The 18,322-nt window shown below is 61.4% G+C and carries 20 protein-coding genes and 1 tRNA gene; 13 read left to right on the top strand and 8 right to left on the bottom strand.

The window, feature by feature from the left end:
• Position 1 precedes the first annotated feature (1 nt).
• From rpsI to J2045_RS13505, 5 genes are all read left to right on the top strand, one after another.
• Positions 2-466: a 30S ribosomal protein S9 gene (gene rpsI, locus J2045_RS13485; RefSeq protein ID WP_307373536.1), complete on the top strand. Its 465-nt coding sequence runs from the start codon at positions 2-4 to the stop codon at positions 464-466.
• A gap of 93 nt (positions 467-559) precedes the next feature.
• Positions 560-898 carry an antibiotic biosynthesis monooxygenase family protein gene (locus J2045_RS13490; protein ID WP_307373538.1) on the top strand — a complete coding sequence of 113 codons (339 nt, stop codon included), beginning with the start codon at positions 560-562 and terminating at the stop codon, positions 896-898.
• A gap of 11 nt (positions 899-909) precedes the next feature.
• The gene (gene speB / locus J2045_RS13495) at positions 910-1,863 is read left to right on the top strand and encodes an agmatinase (protein WP_307373540.1); all 954 of its coding nucleotides are present in this window, start codon (positions 910-912) and stop codon (positions 1,861-1,863) included.
• Positions 1,864-1,931: 68 nt separating this feature from the next.
• Entirely contained in the window at positions 1,932-2,864 is a 933-nt protein-coding gene (gene argC / locus J2045_RS13500; protein WP_307373541.1) for an N-acetyl-gamma-glutamyl-phosphate reductase, read from the top strand.
• Positions 2,865-3,004: 140 nt separating this feature from the next.
• A complete protein-coding gene (locus J2045_RS13505; protein ID WP_307373543.1) occupies positions 3,005-3,829 on the top strand; it encodes a DODA-type extradiol aromatic ring-opening family dioxygenase in 825 nt (274 codons plus the stop codon).
• Between the two features lies 1 nt (position 3,830).
• Here J2045_RS13505 and J2045_RS13510 read toward each other — a convergent pair whose 3' ends face one another.
• Positions 3,831-4,934, bottom strand: coding sequence for a COX15/CtaA family protein (locus J2045_RS13510; RefSeq protein ID WP_307373546.1), 1,104 nt, complete (start codon positions 4,932-4,934; stop codon positions 3,831-3,833).
• Positions 4,935-5,050: 116 nt separating this feature from the next.
• Here J2045_RS13510 and J2045_RS13515 point away from each other — a divergent pair, with 116 nt between their 5' ends.
• Together J2045_RS13515 and J2045_RS13520 are read left to right on the top strand one after the other, a co-directional pair.
• Positions 5,051-5,278, top strand: coding sequence for a DUF2842 domain-containing protein (locus J2045_RS13515; RefSeq protein WP_307373549.1), 228 nt, complete (start codon positions 5,051-5,053; stop codon positions 5,276-5,278).
• Between the two features lie 114 nt (positions 5,279-5,392).
• Positions 5,393-6,655: a GNAT family N-acetyltransferase gene (locus J2045_RS13520; RefSeq protein ID WP_307373551.1), complete on the top strand. Its 1,263-nt coding sequence runs from the start codon at positions 5,393-5,395 to the stop codon at positions 6,653-6,655.
• A gap of 41 nt (positions 6,656-6,696) precedes the next feature.
• Here J2045_RS13520 and J2045_RS13525 read toward each other — a convergent pair whose 3' ends face one another.
• Positions 6,697-8,883, bottom strand: coding sequence for a GumC family protein (locus tag J2045_RS13525; RefSeq protein ID WP_307373554.1), 2,187 nt, complete (start codon positions 8,881-8,883; stop codon positions 6,697-6,699).
• Between the two features lie 183 nt (positions 8,884-9,066).
• Between J2045_RS13525 and J2045_RS13530 the strand changes: the two genes are divergently transcribed.
• The 6 genes from J2045_RS13530 to J2045_RS13555 all read left to right on the top strand — a co-directional run bounded on the left by J2045_RS13530 (position 9,067) and on the right by J2045_RS13555 (position 14,268).
• Positions 9,067-9,642, top strand: a complete 576-nt coding sequence (locus J2045_RS13530) for a polysaccharide biosynthesis/export family protein (RefSeq protein ID WP_166602082.1) — start codon at positions 9,067-9,069, stop codon at positions 9,640-9,642.
• A 3-nt stretch (positions 9,643-9,645) separates the two neighbouring features.
• Complete coding sequence (locus J2045_RS13535) at positions 9,646-10,788, top strand: glycosyltransferase family 4 protein (protein WP_307373557.1); 1,143 nt, start codon at positions 9,646-9,648, stop codon at positions 10,786-10,788.
• 110 nt (positions 10,789-10,898) lie between these two features.
• Positions 10,899-12,443 carry an undecaprenyl-phosphate glucose phosphotransferase gene (locus J2045_RS13540; RefSeq protein WP_307373559.1) on the top strand — a complete coding sequence of 515 codons (1,545 nt, stop codon included), beginning with the start codon at positions 10,899-10,901 and terminating at the stop codon, positions 12,441-12,443.
• Positions 12,440-13,672, top strand: a complete 1,233-nt coding sequence (locus J2045_RS13545) for an O-antigen ligase family protein (RefSeq protein ID WP_307373561.1) — start codon at positions 12,440-12,442, stop codon at positions 13,670-13,672. The genes J2045_RS13540 and J2045_RS13545 overlap by 4 nt, the downstream gene beginning before the upstream one ends.
• Before the next feature lie 72 nt (positions 13,673-13,744).
• A complete protein-coding gene (locus J2045_RS13550; RefSeq protein WP_307373563.1) occupies positions 13,745-14,041 on the top strand; it encodes a hypothetical protein in 297 nt (98 codons plus the stop codon).
• 77 nt (positions 14,042-14,118) lie between these two features.
• Positions 14,119-14,268, top strand: a complete 150-nt coding sequence (locus J2045_RS13555; RefSeq protein ID WP_307373565.1) for a hypothetical protein — start codon at positions 14,119-14,121, stop codon at positions 14,266-14,268.
• A 23-nt stretch (positions 14,269-14,291) separates the two neighbouring features.
• Here the strand turns inward: J2045_RS13555 and J2045_RS13560 are convergent, their stop codons facing one another.
• The 6 genes from J2045_RS13560 to J2045_RS13585 all read right to left on the bottom strand — a co-directional run bounded on the left by J2045_RS13560 (position 14,292) and on the right by J2045_RS13585 (position 18,321).
• Entirely contained in the window at positions 14,292-15,308 is a 1,017-nt protein-coding gene (locus J2045_RS13560; protein ID WP_307373567.1) for an extracellular catalytic domain type 1 short-chain-length polyhydroxyalkanoate depolymerase, read from the bottom strand.
• Positions 15,309-15,507: 199 nt separating this feature from the next.
• A tRNA-Pro gene (locus tag J2045_RS13565) sits at positions 15,508-15,584 on the bottom strand.
• A gap of 166 nt (positions 15,585-15,750) precedes the next feature.
• Positions 15,751-16,164 carry a hypothetical protein gene (locus J2045_RS13570; protein WP_307373570.1) on the bottom strand — a complete coding sequence of 138 codons (414 nt, stop codon included), beginning with the start codon at positions 16,162-16,164 and terminating at the stop codon, positions 15,751-15,753.
• Between the two features lie 80 nt (positions 16,165-16,244).
• Positions 16,245-16,778 (bottom strand): MerR family transcriptional regulator, encoded by a 534-nt coding sequence (locus tag J2045_RS13575; protein ID WP_166602172.1) that lies wholly within the window; start codon positions 16,776-16,778, stop codon positions 16,245-16,247.
• Positions 16,779-16,903: 125 nt separating this feature from the next.
• Complete coding sequence (locus tag J2045_RS13580; protein WP_054150580.1) at positions 16,904-17,242, bottom strand: integration host factor subunit alpha; 339 nt, start codon at positions 17,240-17,242, stop codon at positions 16,904-16,906.
• 107 nt (positions 17,243-17,349) lie between these two features.
• Complete coding sequence (locus J2045_RS13585; protein ID WP_307373576.1) at positions 17,350-18,321, bottom strand: beta-ketoacyl-ACP synthase III; 972 nt, start codon at positions 18,319-18,321, stop codon at positions 17,350-17,352.
• Between the last annotated feature and the right edge of the window lies 1 nt (position 18,322).

Here is an 18,322-nt window from a genome sequence, read left to right on the forward strand (position 1 = left end):
TATGGCCGATCTTTCTTCCCTGAAGGACCTTGCCCCGGCACAGGACGCAGCTCCGGCTCACGTCCGCAAGGTCGACTCGCTGGGTCGCTCCTACGCCACTGGCAAGCGCAAGAACGCAGTCGCCCGCGTATGGGTCAAGCCGGGCACCGGCAAGATCACCGTCAACGGCCGCGAATTCCGCACCTACTTCGCCCGTCCGGTCCTGCAGATGATCCTGCAGCAGCCGATCGTCGCAGTGGCCCGTGACGGCCAGTTCGACATCATCGCGACCGTTCACGGCGGCGGCCTTTCCGGCCAGGCCGGTGCAGTTCGTCACGGTCTCTCGAAGGCCCTCACCTACTTCGAACCGGGCCTGCGCTCGGTCCTGAAGAAGGGTGGCTTCCTGACCCGCGACAGCCGCGTTGTCGAGCGTAAGAAGTACGGCAAGGCCAAGGCCCGTCGTTCGTTCCAGTTCTCCAAGCGTTAACAGCTGGACAACCGGAAACGGAAATCAAGGCGGGGCTTCGGCTCCGCCTTTTTTTCGTTCCGGGTACTTGCCACCTCATTCACGGGCACCGTCATGGCATCCGAAATCGCAAGACTTCCCAAGCCTCCCTATTATGTCGTCTGCTTCTCCTCGCAGCGCACAGCGGGCGACCACGGCTATGGGGCCATGGCCGACGCCATGGTCGCGCTCGCCGAACAGCAGCCCGGCTATCTCGGCATGGAGAGTGTGCGCGGGGCTGACGGTTTCGGGATTACCAACTCGTACTGGCTGGATGAGGCGAGCATCCTCGCCTGGAAAGCTGTCGTCTCTCACGCCGCAGCCCAGAGACTCGGGCGCGAACGGTGGTATGAAGACTATCGGGTGATCGTTGCAAAGGTCGAGCGGGCCTACGACACCAAGAGAGAAGACTGAAGGGGAAGAAGATGGCCAGCAAATCGATCGACAACGCGTTCACCGCCAAGGCCCTGCGTGGCGCAGCGACCGACCCGACCTATGCCGGCGTGCTCTCCTTCATGCGGCGCAAGTATTCCAAGGTTCTCGATGACGTCGACGCAGTCGTGCTCGGCATTCCCTTTGACGCCGCCGTGTCAAACCGGCCCGGCGCCCGATTCGGGCCGCAGGCAATCCGGCGCGCATCCGCCATCTTTGACAACGACCCGCAATATCCCTTTGCGCGCGACCTCTTCGAGCAGATGGCGGTGATCGATTACGGCGATGTGCTGCTGGATTACGGCAATCATCAGGAGACCCCTGCTCTGATCGAACAGGAAGCAGCCCGGATCATGGCGTCCGGCGCCTATCTGCTCGGTCTCGGCGGCGACCATTTCGTCACCTGGCCACTCCTGAAAGCCCATGCGGCCAAACACGGACCGCTGGCGCTGGTGCATTTCGATGCGCATCAGGACACCTGGGATGATGACGGCCAACGGATCGACCACGGTTCCTTCGTCTGCCGCGCCGTGCGTGAAGGCGTGATCGATCCGACGAAATCGATCCAGATCGGCATCCGCACCGAAGCGCCCGAGGATTTCGGTATCAAGATCATTCCAGGCTATGAGGTCGAGGACATGGGCGCGCAGGCGATTGCCGATGCGATCCTCGCGCATGTCGGCACGGCCCCCACTTATCTGACCTTCGACATCGACTGCCTCGACCCGGCCTATGCGCCGGGAACCGGCACGCCGGTCGCGGGCGGCCCCTCCTCCGCCAAGATGCTGTCGGTCCTGCGCAAGCTCGGGGCCCTCGACATCAGGGGCTCCGACATCGTCGAGGTGGCGCCCGCCTATGACCACGCCGATATCACCGCAATTGCCGGTGCGACGGTTGCGATGTATATGCTGGGCTTGCGCGCTGAAAAGCTTGCGACACGCGCCTGACACATTGATTCAACACACTCACAATCAGATTCCACATTCTCATCCAAACCTCTGACGGGACTAGACAAATGGCAGCGAAGATCTTCATCGACGGCGAACACGGCACAACGGGTCTGCAGATCCGCACGCGCCTGGCCGATCGTCGCGACATCGAGCTTCTGTCCATCCCGGAAGCCGAGCGGCGGAACGAGAAGATGCGCGAGGACATGCTCAACAGCGCCGATATCGCCATCCTCTGCCTGCCTGACGATGCATCGAAGCAGGCCTATGAGATGACGGCAGCGAACAACAATGTCCGCCTGCTCGACGCCTCCACCGCGTTTCGCGTGCATCCGGACTGGGCCTATGGCTTTGCCGAAATGGACAAGGCGCAGAAGGCAAAAATCCAGTCGGCGCGGTACGTCTCCAATCCCGGCTGCTATCCGACCGGTGCGATCGGCCTCATCCGGCCGCTGCGGGCCGCCGGCATCCTGCCGGACGGCTATCCGGTCTCGGTCAATGCCGTCTCCGGTTATACCGGCGGCGGCAAGCAGCTGATCGCGCAGATGGAAGACGAGAACCATCCGGAGCATCTGGCTGCGAACAACTTCCTTTATGGCCTGACGCTGAAGCACAAGCATGTGCCGGAAATGCAGACGCATGGCCTGCTCGACCGCGCGCCGCTGTTTGCCCCCTCCGTCGGCCGCTTCGCGCAGGGCATGATCGTCCAGGTGCCGCTCTTCCTCGACGATCTCGCCGCCGGCACGACCGTCGAGAGCATCCATGCAGCACTCGTCGCCCATTATGCGGGCCAGGACATCGTCAGCGTCGTTTCGCTTACCGAAAGCGCCAAGCTGCCGCGCATTGATGCCGAAGAACTGGTCGGTCAGGACACGATGAAGCTCTTCGTTTTCGGGACGGCCGGTGGCGCGCATGTCAATCTCGTGGCGCTGCTCGATAATCTCGGCAAGGGCGCATCGGGTGCAGCCGTGCAGAACATGGACCTGATGCTGTCGGCGTGAGCGGTCCTCGTGGCAGACTGCGAGGTCGAAGCGTCGACCTCGCATCGTCCCGTTCACAATTAGCGAACGAAATGTCGATCATCTGCCTGATTTTAGGATATGATCGGCGATGCTAGGGTGCCTCAAAAGTGAGGCACGTCATGAGCAACCGTTTCCCCGTCTACTTCATTCCCCATGGTGGTGGCCCCTGGCCATTCATGGACTTCCCGCGCGATGCTGAAGGCAAGGCGCCCTGGGATGATCTGCGCGCCTTTCTCGAAGGACTCGATGCAGAGATCGGGCGGCGGCCGAAGGCTGTGCTCGTGGTCTCGGGCCATTGGGAGAAGGAACCGGTGCCGACGGTGAGCACGGCTGTGAAACCCGGCATGCTCTTCGACTATTACAATTTCCCGCCGCACACCTATGAGCTCTCCTACCCTGCCCCGGGCTCGCCGGCTCTCGCGACCCGTGCCAGGGCGCTGCTGGCCGAGGCCGGGATCGAGAGCGCCGAGGATGACAAGCGCGGCTTCGACCATGGCGTGTTCATCCCGTTCATGCTGGTCTATCCGGAAGCGGATGTACCGCTCACCATGATTTCACTGAAGAATACGCTGGATGTTGAAAGCCATGTGGCGATCGGCAAGGCGCTGGCGCCATTGCGCGATGAGGACGTGCTGATCATTGCGTCCGGCATGAGCTATCACAACATGCGGATGTTCCGGCAGGCAGAGCCCAACCATGTGCAGCAAGCAATCCGCTTCGACGATTGGCTGACGGAGGCGGTCGCCTCGCCGGACAGCGAACGGCGCGCTGATGTGCTGTCGACCTGGGATCAAAACCCGGATGCCCTTGCCTGCCATGTGCCTGACCATGACCACCTCGTGCCGCTGTTCGTGGCGGCGGGTGCCGCAGGCAGCGATGGCGGCCGGCAGGTCTTCCGGGGTGAGTTCCTCGGAAAGCCCTACTCCGCCTATCGTTTCGGCTAATTCAGTCCCTGACCTCGACGGCAACTGGCTTCGGACGCTCGCCGTAGAAGCCGCGCAGATGGGCAACCGCGAAGGCGAGCACCACCAGCGCCATGCCCTGATGGGTGACGCCGGCATGCAGGGGCACCTGCGTGACGAGCGTGACGATGCCGATCACCGCCTGGATGCTGATGAGCGCAAAGAGCACCACGCTGCGGCGGGCATGGGTCGTCTGAGGGGCGGCCCGCAGACACTGGATCATGTGCAAGAGTGCCACCGCCCAGAGGATGTAGGCGCCGATGCGGTGGATGTACTGCACCGTCTTCGGGTTTTCGAAGATGTTGATCCAGGCGGGTGACTGGACGAAGAGGCCCTGGGGCACGAGTGCGCCGTCCATCAGCGGCCAGGTGTTGTAGCTGAAGCCTGCATCGAGGCCGGCGACCAGAGCGCCGAGATAGATCTGGACGAGGGTCATCACCAGCAGCACGCCGGCAAACAGGCGACTCTTTTCCGTCGGTGCGGCATCATCGGTGTGCGGATAGAGGCTGCGGTAGATCCAGACACAACTCGCGAAGATGAAGCAAGCCATCATCAGATGGACAGCCAGGCGATACTGGCTCACGTCGACGCGCTCACTCAGGCCCGAAGACACCATCCACCAGCCGATGAAACCCTGCAGGCCGCCAAGCGCCAGAAGGCCGACCAGGGGCGCACGCAGGCTGGGCTCGATCTTTCCGCGGATCCAGAAGTATGCGAGCGGCAACGCAAAGATCAGACCGATCATCCGAGCCAGCAGGCGGTGCGCCCATTCCCACCAGAAGATGAACTTGAACTCGTCGAGGCTCATGCCCTTGTTGATCTGCTGGTATTCGGGGATCTGGCGATAAAGCTCCAGCTCCTCCTCCCATTCGGCTGTTGTCAGTGGCGGGATGACACCGTGAATCGGCTTCCACTGGGTGATCGACAGGCCGGAATCGGTCAGGCGCGTGGCGCCGCCCACCAGCACGAGACAGAAGAGCGCAAAGATCACCACGCCGAGCCAGATGCGGACAGCCTTTCGGTCGGCATCCACACGGGCGATATCCTTGCGCACCTGCAACTCGGTTCCGGTCAATACAGCTGTCATCAGTCAATCCTCTTTTCGCCCGTTGATTTGCATCAGTCAGGCGTGCAAAACAAGCCCGCCGGTTTGCGGCAAGCGGTCGCGTCGCGGACAGAGGCGACGTCGAGTAGGAATAAGGCATGACCAAGCGCCCGAAGCTGAGATCCTTTATCGGTACGATCCTGATCATCCTGATCGTGTCGATCTATGCCCTGCTGGCGACGACGATTGCAACGGCGACGCTTGCGACTGCGCCATGGTGGGGACATCTCCTGTACTTCCTGCTGACCGGCCTGCTCTGGGTGATCCCTGCCATGCTTGTGATCAAGTGGATGGCAGGGCCCTTCAAGAAGAAGGACGCTGATTAACCCTCTCTTTACCCTGAGACGCGGCGATCATCCCGAATTCCAAGGCAATAACCGTTTGTTGGCAGTGTGTGCCTAAGCTCCGGCCCGTCTCCGAGACCGGAAGGGATAGGGTGCATGCGGGCCCAGATACGACACGATGCGATGGCATTCGCCGAGGAAAAGTCCACGGCTGGCGCGCCGATCCCACGCGGCAGAGCCGCTCTCGACACTCCGCTCGGAACGCTCTCCGTCACGGTCCACAACCGTATGGCACCTGTGGAACGCGTGTGGCGGCAGCTCGAATCGGATCCGTGGAATTCGCTGCATCAGGGCTATGACTGGTGCCATGCCTGGGTCGAGACCCATGGCAATCCGCTTGCGATCGTCGAAGGCCGCCTGAACGGCGAGAGCGCCTTTCTGCTGCCACTTGAGGTCGAACGTCACTATTTTGCCCGGAGCGCGCAGTTCATCGGGTCCGCCTTCACCAATTTCAACAGTGGCCTGTTCAGCGCTGCCTTCCGGCGCTGCGCCGAGGATTTTTCGTCCGAGGGGCTGCAGACGCTTCTGATGGAAGCATTGCGCGGCCATGCCGACCTCCTGAGCCTGAGCAATGTTCCGCTCGACTGGCGCGGCGAAAGGCATCCCCTCGCCGCCCTGCCACATATTCGCAACCAGAACGCCTCCTTCCAGCTGGCACTCGGTTCGAACATGGACGAGACCATTCAGTCCCTTAATGCCAAGAGCCGGCGCAAGAAATACCGCGCCCAGATCCGCAAGCTGGAAGCGGCTGGTGGCTTTGACCACATCCGGCCGATCCCGCAATCCGAGCAGCAGGCGCTGCTCGAAACCTTCTTTCGCCAGAAGGCCGCACGCTTTGCTACCGGCGGACTTCCCAATGTCTTCCAGCCGGCGGAAACACAGGCCTTCTTTCACCTGCTGCTTGAAAGCGACCGGGGAAGCAGCGATGTGCCGCTTGAATTGCACGCGATCCGCCTGAAGGGAGAGCATGAAGGCAAGATTGCCGCGATTGCAGGGCTTTCCCGCAAGGGAGACCACGTCATCTGCCAGTTCGGTTCGATTGACGAGAGCCTGTTGCCCGATGCAAGTCCGGGAGAGTTGCTGTTCTGGCTGGTGATCGAGCGCAGCGCGCTGACCGGGGCTGCCCTGTTCGACTTCGGCATCGGCGACCAGGACTACAAACGTCGCTGGTGCACGATGAAAAGCGAGCACCACGACATCCTCGTACCACTCAGGCCCGCCGGTCATGTCGCGGCGATGACGCATCGGAGCGTCACACGCACGAAGAGCCTGATCAAGGGCAACGCGCATCTGTATGCGCTGATTCAGCGATTGCGGGCGCAAGGCACGATCGCACCGGCAGCCCGATCCGAGGATTGAGATTGACGGTCAGAAGGCGTTGCCTCTGAAGGTCCGCGATTTCAGGCGGCGTCGCGGGTCCTGCGGGCCTGCGGGTTCTTCGCGGAGAGCAGCACCAGATCCTTGTAACCGACATCTTCGAAGGCGACCATGATCTCGGCCAGCTCGTCTGCCTTCGGCTCAGGCGCGGACAGGATAATCTCATGGCGGCCGTTGCGGCTCAGCCGGGCGACGCCTGCGGCGTTCGCGGGCCCACACTCCACCAGCACCATGTCATAGACGTCGGCCAGCGCATCAACGATCATCGCCAGCCTATCGGCACCGCGCATGGCCTGACGGATGTCGGCATTGCCCTGCGGCACGATATCGGCCGCCGAGGAACGGTCCGGATGGATGCAATCGGCAAACGCCGCTTCGCCCGTCAGGAGGTCGGTGATGCCCGAAAGGTCACGCCAGGGCGCCATCAGACGCGTCGGGCAGGCCGAGCCGGTCATATCGACGAGAACGGTACGGTAACCCCGATCCGACAATTCCCGGGTCAACGCAACTGTGCCGGTCGAGCCATCGTCACCGGAAGGCGAAATGGCGAAAGCGATGCGGGACTGCTGTTCCACCAGGTGATCGGCCACTGATGCGACGGAGAAGGCGTCATGCTCTTCCTCTGGCAAGGCCTGAGGCCTCTCTGCCGCCACGACCTGTTCCATTTCGTCAACGAGATCGGCATCCGGCCCAACATCAAGCAGGCTCGCTGGCGATGTGTCCTGCGGGCTGGCCCTCGGGGCTTCGGTTGCGACGACATGTTCCTCTGACTCGTCTTCTTCGTGGCGCATGGCGGTCGCCGACCCTGTCGGGCGGAGTGCCCGACCGCTGAACAATTCGGCCAGCATCACTGCTATCGCCGACAGGATCAGTGTCGCGAGCGTGGCGACGATGGTGATCGGCAGGACCTTGGGGAAGCTCGGTTCCTGCGGCTCGATGGCGGTGGAAATCACGCGGGCATCAGCAGGGCTGGATTCCTTGTCGAGACGCGATGAGGCTTCGCGATAACGCGCGAGGTAGGTTTCGAGTAGCTGACGCTGGGCCGCAGCTTCCCGCTCCAGCGACTTCAACCCCACTTCGTCCTCGCCCGCTCTGGCCGAATCCGCCTTCAGGCTGTTCATCTGGGCAAGAAGCTGGGTTTCCCGCTCGCGGGCAACGGCGGCCTCATTTTCCAGGCTCGCAGCAACCTTGAGCGATTCAGCCTGTACCTGCTCGCGGATGCCGGCCAGTTGCGCCCGCAGCGCCTTCATCTGAGGATGCCCCTCGAGGAGGCGTGTCGAGAGGTCGGAAATCTGCGCCCGGATCTGTGATTCACTTGCCTTCAGACGCTGGATCGATTCCGAGCGGGCAATCGCATCGAGCGTCTCCGTCGATTTGCCGGCCTTGATGCTGGCGCGCAGGTTCTCGGCGGTCGCCTCGGCACCGGCGCGCTCCCCGCGTACTCTGGCGAGTTCGGTGGAAATATCGGACAACTGCTTGCCGCTGAAGGATGACTGGTCAGAGCCGAGCGACATCAATCCGGCGGAGGATCGGTATTCGGCGACCTTCTGCTCGGCCTCTCGCACCTTTTCACGCAGATTGGCAATCTCGGTTTCCAACCAGCGCACGGCGTCGGAGTTGCTGTCGAGCTTGGCGCCACTCTGGAGCGCACGATAGACGTCCATCATCGCGTTGGGCACGGCTGCGGCAAGCTTCGGATCCTTGGAGGTGAACTCGATGCCGATCACGCGCGACTTGTCGACCTGATAGACGTTGAGCTTCTCCTTGAAGGCGTTGATCACCCGCTCTTCGGGTGGCAGCTCGAGAGGATTGCCCTTAAGGCCAAAGAGGACAAGAAAGTCCGTGATGGCCGACGGGCTGGAATCGGGATCGAATTCCGCACGTTCATGCAGCTTCAGGTCCCGGGCAACCTGCTTGATCAGGTCGACGGACTGGAGCAGCTGAACCTGGCTGGCAATGTTCAATTCGTCCGGCATCGGCTCAACCGCCGACGAGGCGGTACCGGAGGCCGAGAAACTCGCCTCGCGCGGCTCGATCAGCAGCTTTGCATCGCTCTTGTAGCTGGGAGAAATGGCATTGGCGCCGACAAAGGCAAGGACACCCACGAGAGCGGTCGTCGCGAGGATCCTCCCCTTGCGCTGCCAGACAGCGGCGAAGAGTTGGGCGAGGTCGATATCGACATCATGTTGATCGCGGTCCACACTCGGCATTACAGACTCCCGGAACATCTTGCCGGCGAAGGTAAAGGATCATGGTAACTCAAGGGTTAACTGCGATCCGCCCGGTTTTGGACAGAACTCGGGGCAATCGATCGCAGGGCGTTTACCGACCATTAACCCTAATCATTCGATAACAGGCCAACGAATGTGAGTTCATTGGGAGCGCAGCGGCGCATGGCGATGGTCGGCAAAGAGGCGATGGTTCTGGTCGCGAGCGTAGTTCTGTCGCTCGGCCTGTCCGGCTGCGCAAGCTATCGGCCCGCACCGAAAGTCTTCCACGAAGCGACCATCCAGCCCTACCGCCTCGACAGCGGCGACAGGCTCCGGATCACCGTCTTCGAACAAGCAAGCCTCACCAATACCTACACCGTCGATCAGGCAGGTTACATCGCCTTCCCGCTCGTCGGACAGGTCGCGGCACGCGGCGCCACGCTCACGCAGCTGGAAGGCGCCATCGCCCAGAAGCTCAAGCAGGGCTTCCTCAGGGATCCTGATGTCTCGATCGAGGTCGACCGCTACCGCTCGATCTTCGTGATGGGCCAGGTCGGCCAGCCCGGCCAGTATGCCTATGTGCCCGGGATGACCATTCTCAACGCCATAGCCGTTTCCGGCGGGTTCAACAGCCGGGCCAACCAGCGCGATGTCGATGTAACCCGCAAGATCAACGGGCAGATCATCACGGGTCGCGTGCCGATCACAGATCCGATTCTTGCCGGAGACACCGTCTACGTTCGCGAGCGGCTGTTCTGATCAATGGCCGAAGCCAAGCCCCTGCGCATCGTGCATTGTTTTCGATCACCCATCGGCGGGATCTTCCGTCATGTGCGCGATCTTGCCGAATTGCACAGCGCTGCCGGTCATCAGGTCGGCATCCTGTGCGATAGTTCCACCGGCGGCGCCCATGAGGACAAACTGTTCGAACAGATCATGCCCTTTCTCTCGCTTGGCGTCACACGGTTCCCGATCGGTCGCTCGGTCAGCTTCAAGGACCTTGCGGCACTCGTCGAAAGCTACAAACTCATCAAGGAATTGCAGCCGGACATCCTGCACGGTCATGGCGCCAAGGGCGGCGTGATTGCGCGGTTGATCGGCTCACTGCTGCGGGTTCGAAGGTATCGCGTCGCCCGCCTCTATTCGCCCCATGGAGGCAGCCTGCATTTCTCGCGCGGGTCCCTCTCCGGCCAGGGAGTGTTCGCGGCCGAACGTCTCCTCGAAAGGATGACCGAGTCCATCTCCTTCGTCTGCGACTACGAGCGCGCCACTTACGAGACCAAGATCGGCAAGCCGCGTTGCGACGCCACGCGCGTCTATAACGGTATCAGCGAACGTGACTTCGGCCGGATTGCGGTGCAGACCGACAGCGTGGACTTCGCCTATATCGGCATGCTGCGCGACCTGAAGGGACCGGACGTCTTCATCAATGCCTTCGCCGAGGCGGAACGGCTTGCCGGACGACCCTTGACTGCGCTGATCATTGGCGATGGTCCGGATCTGGACCGCTACCGGCGCATGGTGGAACAGAAGGGTCTCGCACGCCGGATCGACTTTCGCCCGGCGATGCCCATTACCCAGGCTTTCGCTCTTTCCGACATCGTCGTGGTTCCCTCTCGCGCAGAGGCCATGCCCTATATCGTGCTTGAGGCATTGGCTGCGGAAAAGACGGTCATCGCATCCAGGGTCGGAGGCATCCCGGAGATCCTCGGGAGCGAAAGCGAAGCCCTGGTCGAACCCGGTCGCGCCGATCTCTTAGGCGCCGTGATGGCCCAGGCGCTTGGCGATCCTGATTGGTCCAGACGCACCATGCCGAGCCCGGAGGCGTTCCGCTCACGGTTTTCTGCCGCCGTCATGGCCCAGGATCTGGAGGCCCTCTACCGGACGCAGCTTTCGCGGATCTGAGGCCGGACTGTCCTGAAACGGGGCATGTCCACCCTCTTTCTGAGGGGTTCCTAAAGCGTTTCTTAGGACCTTCGGCGTAATCTCCCCGCACACACGTGCGAGACAAAGCCATGAACAAGGTCGACAAACCCGATGCATTCGATCTTGACGCCCTGCGTCGTGCGCCGACGAGCGGCGATGCGCCAAGCCATGCCCAGGCAGCAGAGATCAGTGCCCTTGCCCGGCAAATCGCCGGACAATACGCCGTCGCAAACTATTCGCCGTCCATCGTGATCGGACAGCTGCGCTTCCTCGAATTCTTCAGCCTTTTCGGCATAGCCCTGGCAGCCAACTATTTCGTCGCGCAGGACCCGGGCAGTCATTTCATCGACACCAGCGTCAGCGGATTTGCCGGCGCTCTCCTCGCCCTGCTCTTCATGCAGGCCAGCGACTGCTATCACGTCTCGATCCTGCGTGCCCCGATGCGGTCGATGGCGCGGGTATTGGGAAGCTGGATGGCGGCTGTGGGGCTCGTTGCCCTCACCAACTTCCTCTTTGTCGATCATGATCCGAACTATCGCAGCCTGCTGGCGGTGTGGTTCGCTGCAGGCGCACTGTTTCTTTTGGTAGAACGCAACCTGATCGGCCTGGCAATCCGGCGCTGGGGGCGCAATGGCGTGATGGAGCGCCGCGCCGTGGTCATCGGTGGCGGCAAGCCCGCCAAGGATCTCATTCGCGCGCTGGAACAGCAGCCGGAGAACGACATCCGGATCTGCGGGATTTTCGATGATCGCAGCGCTGCCCGGTCCCCGGACGTCGTTGCCGGCTATCCGAAGCTCGGCACAGTGGCCGAACTGGTGGAATTCGCCCGGCTCGCGCATATCGACATGCTGATCATCTCGCTGCCGCTGAGTGCCGAGGCACGGATCATGCAGCTCCTCAAGATGCTGTGGGTGCTGCCCGTGGACATCCGCCTTGCGGCGCACTCGAACAATCTGCGCTTCCGCCCGCGTGCCTATTCGCATGTTGGCGCCGTGCCGCTGCTCGACATCCTCGACAAGCCGATCCGAGACTGGGATTCGGTCGCCAAGCGAGCCTTCGACATCTTCTTCAGCGTGCTGGCCCTGCTTCTGCTGTGGCCGGTCTTCATCGCAACCGCGATCGCTGTGAAGACCACCTCCAAGGGGCCGGTCTTCTTCGTTCAGAAGCGTCACGGCTTCAACAACGAGGTGATCAACGTCCTCAAATTCCGCTCGATGTACACTGAAATGAGCGACCACACGGCGAAGAACGCGGTGACCAAGAACGACCCGCGCGTGACGCGCGTGGGGCGCTTCATCCGCAAGACCTCGATCGACGAACTGCCACAGATCTTCAACGTGCTGCGTGGCGATCTCTCGCTCGTCGGCCCGCGCCCACATGCGGTTCTCGGACAGACGCGCGACAAGACCTTCGGCGAGATTGTCGAGGGCTATTTCGCCCGCCATCGGGTGAAGCCCGGTGTCACCGGCTGGGCGCAGATCAATGGCTGGCGGGGCGAGATCGACACCGACGACAAGATCAAGTTCCGCACGGCCTACGACCTCTACTATATCGAGAACTGGTCTCTCTGGTTCGACCTCAAGATCCTGCTTCTGACGCCGATCAAGCTGCTGAATACGGAAAACGCCTATTGAGCGCCGTCGACGCCCAGATCCGGCCCTTCAACCCGCAGGCAGCAGCTGTCCAGCTGATGATCTCCTGGATCATGGCGTTCGGCGTGTTCCTGTCGGGTTTCGTGATTTCCGAGCCTGCCCCTTATGAACTGCTGATGGTGGGGCAAGTTGCCCTCTGGTTCCTGTTCGGCCTCAAGATATCGCGGGCGGTGGCGCCGCTTCTCGCGCTGCTGCTGATTTTCAATGTCGGCGGGCTTCTCGCACTCACCGTGATGCAGACGATCCTGACAGAGCAAGTGCTCTATGTGGCGGTGTCGATCTTCCTCGCGCTGACGGCGGTCTTCTACGCTGCGGTCATCGAGGATCGGCCGCAGCGGCTCACGCTGATCTTCCAGGCCTGGGTGGCGGCGGCAATCATCACCGGGACGCTCGGTATCCTGGGCTATTTCCATGCCTTTCCCGGTGCAGAGGTGTTCACCCGCTACGATCGGGCCATGGGCGCCTTCCAGGACCCGAACGTCTTCGGTCCCTTTCTCGTCGCGCCGATGCTCTACCTCATGCATGGGATGCTGAAGGGAAGGCTGATGGAATCGCCGCTCAGGATCATTGGCATCCTGATCCTGTCCTTTGCCGTCTTCCTGTCCTTCTCGCGCGCCGCATGGGGGCTGTTCCTCTTCTGCGCCGTGGCGCTCGTCTTCGTCATGCTGCTGAAGGAGCGCACCAATGCCTTCCGGCTGAAGATCCTGGTTCTGTCGCTCGCCGCCGTCGTCGCCATGGTGATGGCGCTCTCGATCGCGTTGCAGTTCGAGAAAGTCCGGGCGCTTTTCGAGACGCGCACCCAGCTCGTGCAGGAATATGACGGCGGACATCTGGGACGCTTTGCCCGCCACCGGCTCGGTTTCGAAATGGCGATGGAGAAACCACTCGGGATCGGACCGATGATGTTCGGCAAGATCTTCCCCGAGGACGAGCACAACATCTATCTCAAGTCGCTGATGGCCTATGGGTGGATCGGCTTCGTCTCCTACGTTGCGTTGATCGCCTGGACCGTGTCGATGGGCTTTCGCTACCTGTTGAGGGAGCGCCCCTGGCAACCCTACCTGATGATCGCATGGATCGTGCTCGTCGGGCATATGCTGATCGGTGCCGTCATCGATACGGATCACTGGCGCCACTTCTATCTGGTGCTGGGGATCGTCTGGGGTTGCGGGGCGGCAGAATGGCGTTACCAGCGGGCCCGGCGCAATTGAGCCGCTAGGGAGATCCGCACCTGTGTGCGCGGTTTGCATTGATTTTCCTCGGCCGCGCTCCATGTTTCCCTTATGATTACACCCGCACAGATCCGCGCCGCGCGCGCCATGCTGGACATCACCATTGATCGGCTCTGCCATGAGAGCGGTGTGCCGGCTCTGCTGATCCTCCAGATCGAATCGGGCGATGTGCATGAGGCGACACCCCAGCACTACTCGGCCGTGCGCGCGACGCTTGAACGCATGGGGGTATTGTTTCTCCAGGCCGGAGACGGTGGCACCGGTGGCGGTGAGGGCCTCCGACTGGCGACCCGGTTCAGCGATGACGGCATGCGCCCGGAAGAACTGACGGCAGCCAACGACGATTGAGTTTTTCTTATATGGTGATGGAACAATTGTCGCCGCTTCGGCTTTCCCTGTCCAATACAACCAGACAGGAGACTTTCATGAGCCGAAACAATGGCCTCTACCTCATCATTGGCGCACTCGTGGTCGCCGTCATCGGCCTTGGCATCTATGTCTACCAGGAAGAGTCCAAGCCGAATGGCGTGGAACTGCGGATCGGCGAGAACGGCGTCTCCATCGAGGAAAACTGAACAATTTCAGCCAGAAAACCGCTTCAATGCGGCCTGATGAATATCTCGTAGAACTGCTGGGGGGAGCCAATCGCGCCCTCGATCATATAGGGCTGGCGCTCCGCACCGGCGCGTCGAGCGATCACAGGCAAACCGTGATCCAGCGCATCGAGGAGACGATATTCGATGAGCACCTTTCCATCGGCGTCCCGCCACACGAGGGCGGGCCCCTCTGGCCGGCTCTCTGGCTTTCCCGCCTGTTCGTCCAATCCGTGAAGATCAAGCCATTGCGTCAGCAGAGCCTCGGCATTGGCGGGCGAGACAATCCGATCCGCCCTGCCCTGCCAGATCGAGACGGCAGGCCGGTCCTCGTTGCCCTCGCCGGCCGCCGCCCGCGCCAGTTCACCCCATTCCTGACGACTGCGGCGACTTCCTGACTTCATGACGGAGAGCGCCGACATTGCATCACGGGCCGCCCCGAAAGGCAGACCGCCGACCACCTGACCGGCTGCGAAGAGATGCGGATAGGTGACCATCAACGCATTCGCCATGGCGCCGCCGGCCGAGAGGCCCTGGATGAAGATCCTGCCGCGGGCAATGCCGTGCCGCTCGACGCTGTGTTCGATCATCTGGCGGATCGACATGAGCTCGCCCCTGTCGCGGGCGACCATGCTCGGGCGGAACCAGTTGAAACAAAGGTTATGATTGTTTGCGCGGGTCTGCTCCGGATAGAGCAGCACGAAGCCCTTGTCTCGGGCCATTCGGCTCCAGCCGCTGCCACGATCATAGTCCTTCGCCGTCTGCAGGCAACCATGCAGCACCACCACCAGCGTCGCAGGCTCCCGCCTTGTTGGCGGAGCATATTCCATCATCCGAAGACGCCCCGGATTGCTGCCGAAGGCATGCACCTGCATCAGGCCGGAGCGTGGCGCGCGCGGCTTTGCCGCCTTCGGTGCTTCGGGCAACCGGATTTTGGGCATCGCCTTCTCGAGGCTGCGCTGCAGGCGCTTCTGGCCGCGAAGAAGCGCGGAGAGCGGAGACATGGAGAATTTGAAGCGCATCGAATTTCGGCTCCCTTCGAACCTCAGCTCAATATAATGTTGCATTGCAGCAAACAAAGGACAAAGATCGAGGAAAGCGGCGAAAACGCCAGACGCGGCCTGGAAGCTGATTACCCAAAATGAAAGAGGCCGGGTATCCTGAGATACCCGGCCTCTTATACAGTTCAACGCAATCAACGTATTGATCCGTCTAACGAATTGGTCGGAATGGCGGGATTCGAACCCACGACCCCTTGACCCCCAGTCAAGTGCGCTACCTGGCTGCGCTACATTCCGTCACGTGACTATCGAACCGATTGCTTCTTCCGGCATTCCCTGAGAACTGTCATTCTTCAGAAAATGCCGCACACAATCGAGCCGTCAGACAGCAAGTTCCCTTTAGACAGTCAGCTATTTCTGCGCAAGGGGAAACTCCCGGCGGCGCGAAAAAATGCGCAGGTGATCAATCCAGCCGTTGCATCAATGCCCTGATCTCCTCAAACCGACGTCGCTCTTCAGGCTTCTCGCTGTTCGCAGCGTAGCAGGTCACATCCATGCAGAACCGGGTCACCAGCAGCGGGTCGGCGGCGCGTTCGAACTGGCATTCGATCTCGTCGGTGATGTCCTGCGGTTCGGCATCCATGCGAGTGGAATAGGTGAGCCGGGCGCCGGGCGGGTCGAGTTCGGGGAAAGCCTGAACCACGCCGATCTCCAGGTCCTTCACCATCAACATGCTTTTCGCGACGAAGATGCAGGCATCCTCCACCGTCGTCGGTCTGGCATCGGCAGTCGCCGACGACGTGGTCGATTGCTGGGCCTGCGCCGGGATAGCAGCGAGCACAGAGAGAATCGGAATGAAGATCAACAAACGTTTCATGGTGCCTCGCGCGGGTTGCGTGTCGGACCTTCAACGTCTCAAGAGCAAACTGTGTTCCGTTCGCGGGAACCTCAGCGCAATCAGCGCACCTGATCGAGCAGTCGCTTGCATTCAAGCAGGTCGAACAGTGCCTCCTGCAGCAGGGCACGATCCTCCTTGGCGATCGAGCCCTTGCCGACGGAAATCTCCGGAGCATCCTCGGATGTGGCGCTGCCGAAACCGAAGAAGCGACCGCTGACGCGGGCCTTGGCCCGCCCAACGACCTGGTCCTCATCAAGATTGACCTTCGGTTCCTCGACCTTGGCGGCATTGGCCGCCACCAGCGCCTCCATAGTCGCCACGTCACCTGTCGCAACCGCCATGACGAACTTGTTGCCGTTGCTCTTCAGGAGTTTCTGGACGCCCTTGATCGTGTAACCCTGATCGTAGAGCAGGTGGCGAATGCCCTTCAGCAACTCGACATCATCTGGGCGATAATAGCGGCGGCCACCGCCGCGCTTCAGCGGCTTGATCTGCGGGAAGCGGGTTTCCCAGAAGCGCAGCACATGCTGCGGCAGATCGAGATCATCCGCCACTTCGCTGATCGTGCGGAAAGCATCCGGGCTCTTGTCCAACTGCATCAGGCCGCTCCTCGGGCATCGCGCGGGGGCGCGACTCGACAGACATTTCAACGGTTCGGGGATAGCTTTTCAAGCACTCGCTGCCCGGGGAGCGCATGCTCCACCGGTTTTGGGCGCCATCAGGCCGCCGGATTGACCGGCTTTTGCTTGGCCTTGCGGGCGATATGAGCGCGAAGAATGCGCTGCTTGAGAACGTTGGACGCCTTGAACGTCATGACCCGACGGGGAGAAATCGGAACTTCTTCGCCGGTCTTGGGATTGCGGCCGATTCGCTCGTTCTTGCTGCGAACCTGAAAGGTCGCAAACGAGGACAGTTTGACCGATTCGCCACGCACAATGGCATTGCAAATCTCATCGATCACCGTCTCGACGAGTTCGGCGGACTCCGTTCGTGAAAGACCGACCTTGCGAAAGACTGATTCTGCCAAATCCGCACGCGTCACTGTCTTTCCGGCCATTGTTCTCGTCCGCCTAAATCAATGATCTTGTTGAATTGCGCAGAGACTATTGCCCTTGACCGCGACGGTCAAGTGCTTGTCGGTGCGCAATTTTTAGGTTTCAGATGCTACCAGCGCAAGAGCACGGCGCCCCAAGTGAAGCCACCGCCCATGGCTTCCAGCATCACGAGGTCGCCCTTCTTGATGCGACCGTCACCGGCAGCGGTTGCGAGCGCCAGCGGAATCGACGCGGCAGACGTGTTGCCATGCTTGTCGACGGTGATCACGACCTTGGCGTCGGGAATGCCGAGCTTCTTGGCCGAACCGTCGATGATGCGCTTGTTGGCCTGGTGAGGCACCAGCCAGTCGATGTCATCTGCCGTCGTGCCGGTGGCGGCAAAGGCCGCCTCGATCACGTCGGTGATCATGCCGACGGCATGCTTGAAGACCTCGCGGCCTTCCATGCGCAGATGGCCGACTGTCCCTGTCGTCGACGGACCACCGTCGACATACAGCTTTTCGCGATGGGCGCCATCCGAGCGCAGATTCGAGGTCAGAACGCCGCGATCCGCAACAGTCCCCTCGCCTTCCTGGGCTTCGAGGATGAGAGCGCCTGCCCCGTCACCGAAGAGAACGCAGGTGGTGCGGTCGGTCCAGTCGAGGATGCGGGAAAAGGTCTCGGCGCCGATGACGAGCACGCGCTTTGCCATGCCACCGCGAATATAGAGGTCAGCGGTCGCCATGGCATAGACGAAGCCGGAGCAGACGGCCTGAACGTCGAAGGCGAAGCCGTGATGCATGCCAAGGCGATTCTGGATGTTGACGGCAGTTGCCGGGAAGGTGTTGTCGGGCGTGGAAGTAGCGCAGATGATCAGATCGATATCGGCGGCAGTCAGGCCGGCCCGCTCAAGCGCCTCTTGGGCAGCAGCAGCACCGAGCGATGCGGTCGTTTCGCCTTCACCGGCAATGTAACGCTGTTTGATACCGGTGCGCTGGACGATCCACTCGTCCGATGTTTCGACCATGCTTTCAAGATCGCGATTGGTCACAACCCGTTTCGGGAGCGAGGCTCCGAAACCGCGAACTACTGAACGGATCATT

The sequence above is a fragment of the Peteryoungia aggregata LMG 23059 genome, from assembly GCF_030814435.1.
Lineage (GTDB): Bacteria > Pseudomonadota > Alphaproteobacteria > Rhizobiales > Rhizobiaceae > Allorhizobium > Allorhizobium aggregatum.

Coding starts and splice junctions, on each gene's coding strand:
- rpsI (WP_307373536.1), top strand. CDS start 2: ATGGCCGATCTTTCTTCCCTGAAGGACCTTGCCCCGGCACAGGACGCA.
- J2045_RS13490 (WP_307373538.1), top strand. CDS start 560: ATGGCATCCGAAATCGCAAGACTTCCCAAGCCTCCCTATTATGTCGTC.
- speB (WP_307373540.1), top strand. CDS start 910: ATGGCCAGCAAATCGATCGACAACGCGTTCACCGCCAAGGCCCTGCGT.
- argC (WP_307373541.1), top strand. CDS start 1,932: ATGGCAGCGAAGATCTTCATCGACGGCGAACACGGCACAACGGGTCTG.
- J2045_RS13505 (WP_307373543.1), top strand. CDS start 3,005: ATGAGCAACCGTTTCCCCGTCTACTTCATTCCCCATGGTGGTGGCCCC.
- J2045_RS13510 (WP_307373546.1), bottom strand. CDS start 4,934: ATGACAGCTGTATTGACCGGAACCGAGTTGCAGGTGCGCAAGGATATC.
- J2045_RS13515 (WP_307373549.1), top strand. CDS start 5,051: ATGACCAAGCGCCCGAAGCTGAGATCCTTTATCGGTACGATCCTGATC.
- J2045_RS13520 (WP_307373551.1), top strand. CDS start 5,393: ATGCGGGCCCAGATACGACACGATGCGATGGCATTCGCCGAGGAAAAG.
- J2045_RS13525 (WP_307373554.1), bottom strand. CDS start 8,883: ATGCCGAGTGTGGACCGCGATCAACATGATGTCGATATCGACCTCGCC.
- J2045_RS13530 (WP_166602082.1), top strand. CDS start 9,067: ATGGCGATGGTCGGCAAAGAGGCGATGGTTCTGGTCGCGAGCGTAGTT.
- J2045_RS13535 (WP_307373557.1), top strand. CDS start 9,646: ATGGCCGAAGCCAAGCCCCTGCGCATCGTGCATTGTTTTCGATCACCC.
- J2045_RS13540 (WP_307373559.1), top strand. CDS start 10,899: ATGAACAAGGTCGACAAACCCGATGCATTCGATCTTGACGCCCTGCGT.
- J2045_RS13550 (WP_307373563.1), top strand. CDS start 13,745: ATGATTACACCCGCACAGATCCGCGCCGCGCGCGCCATGCTGGACATC.
- J2045_RS13555 (WP_307373565.1), top strand. CDS start 14,119: ATGAGCCGAAACAATGGCCTCTACCTCATCATTGGCGCACTCGTGGTC.
- J2045_RS13560 (WP_307373567.1), bottom strand. CDS start 15,308: ATGCGCTTCAAATTCTCCATGTCTCCGCTCTCCGCGCTTCTTCGCGGC.
- J2045_RS13570 (WP_307373570.1), bottom strand. CDS start 16,164: ATGAAACGTTTGTTGATCTTCATTCCGATTCTCTCTGTGCTCGCTGCT.
- J2045_RS13580 (WP_054150580.1), bottom strand. CDS start 17,242: ATGGCCGGAAAGACAGTGACGCGTGCGGATTTGGCAGAATCAGTCTTT.
- J2045_RS13585 (WP_307373576.1), bottom strand. CDS start 18,321: ATGATCCGTTCAGTAGTTCGCGGTTTCGGAGCCTCGCTCCCGAAACGG.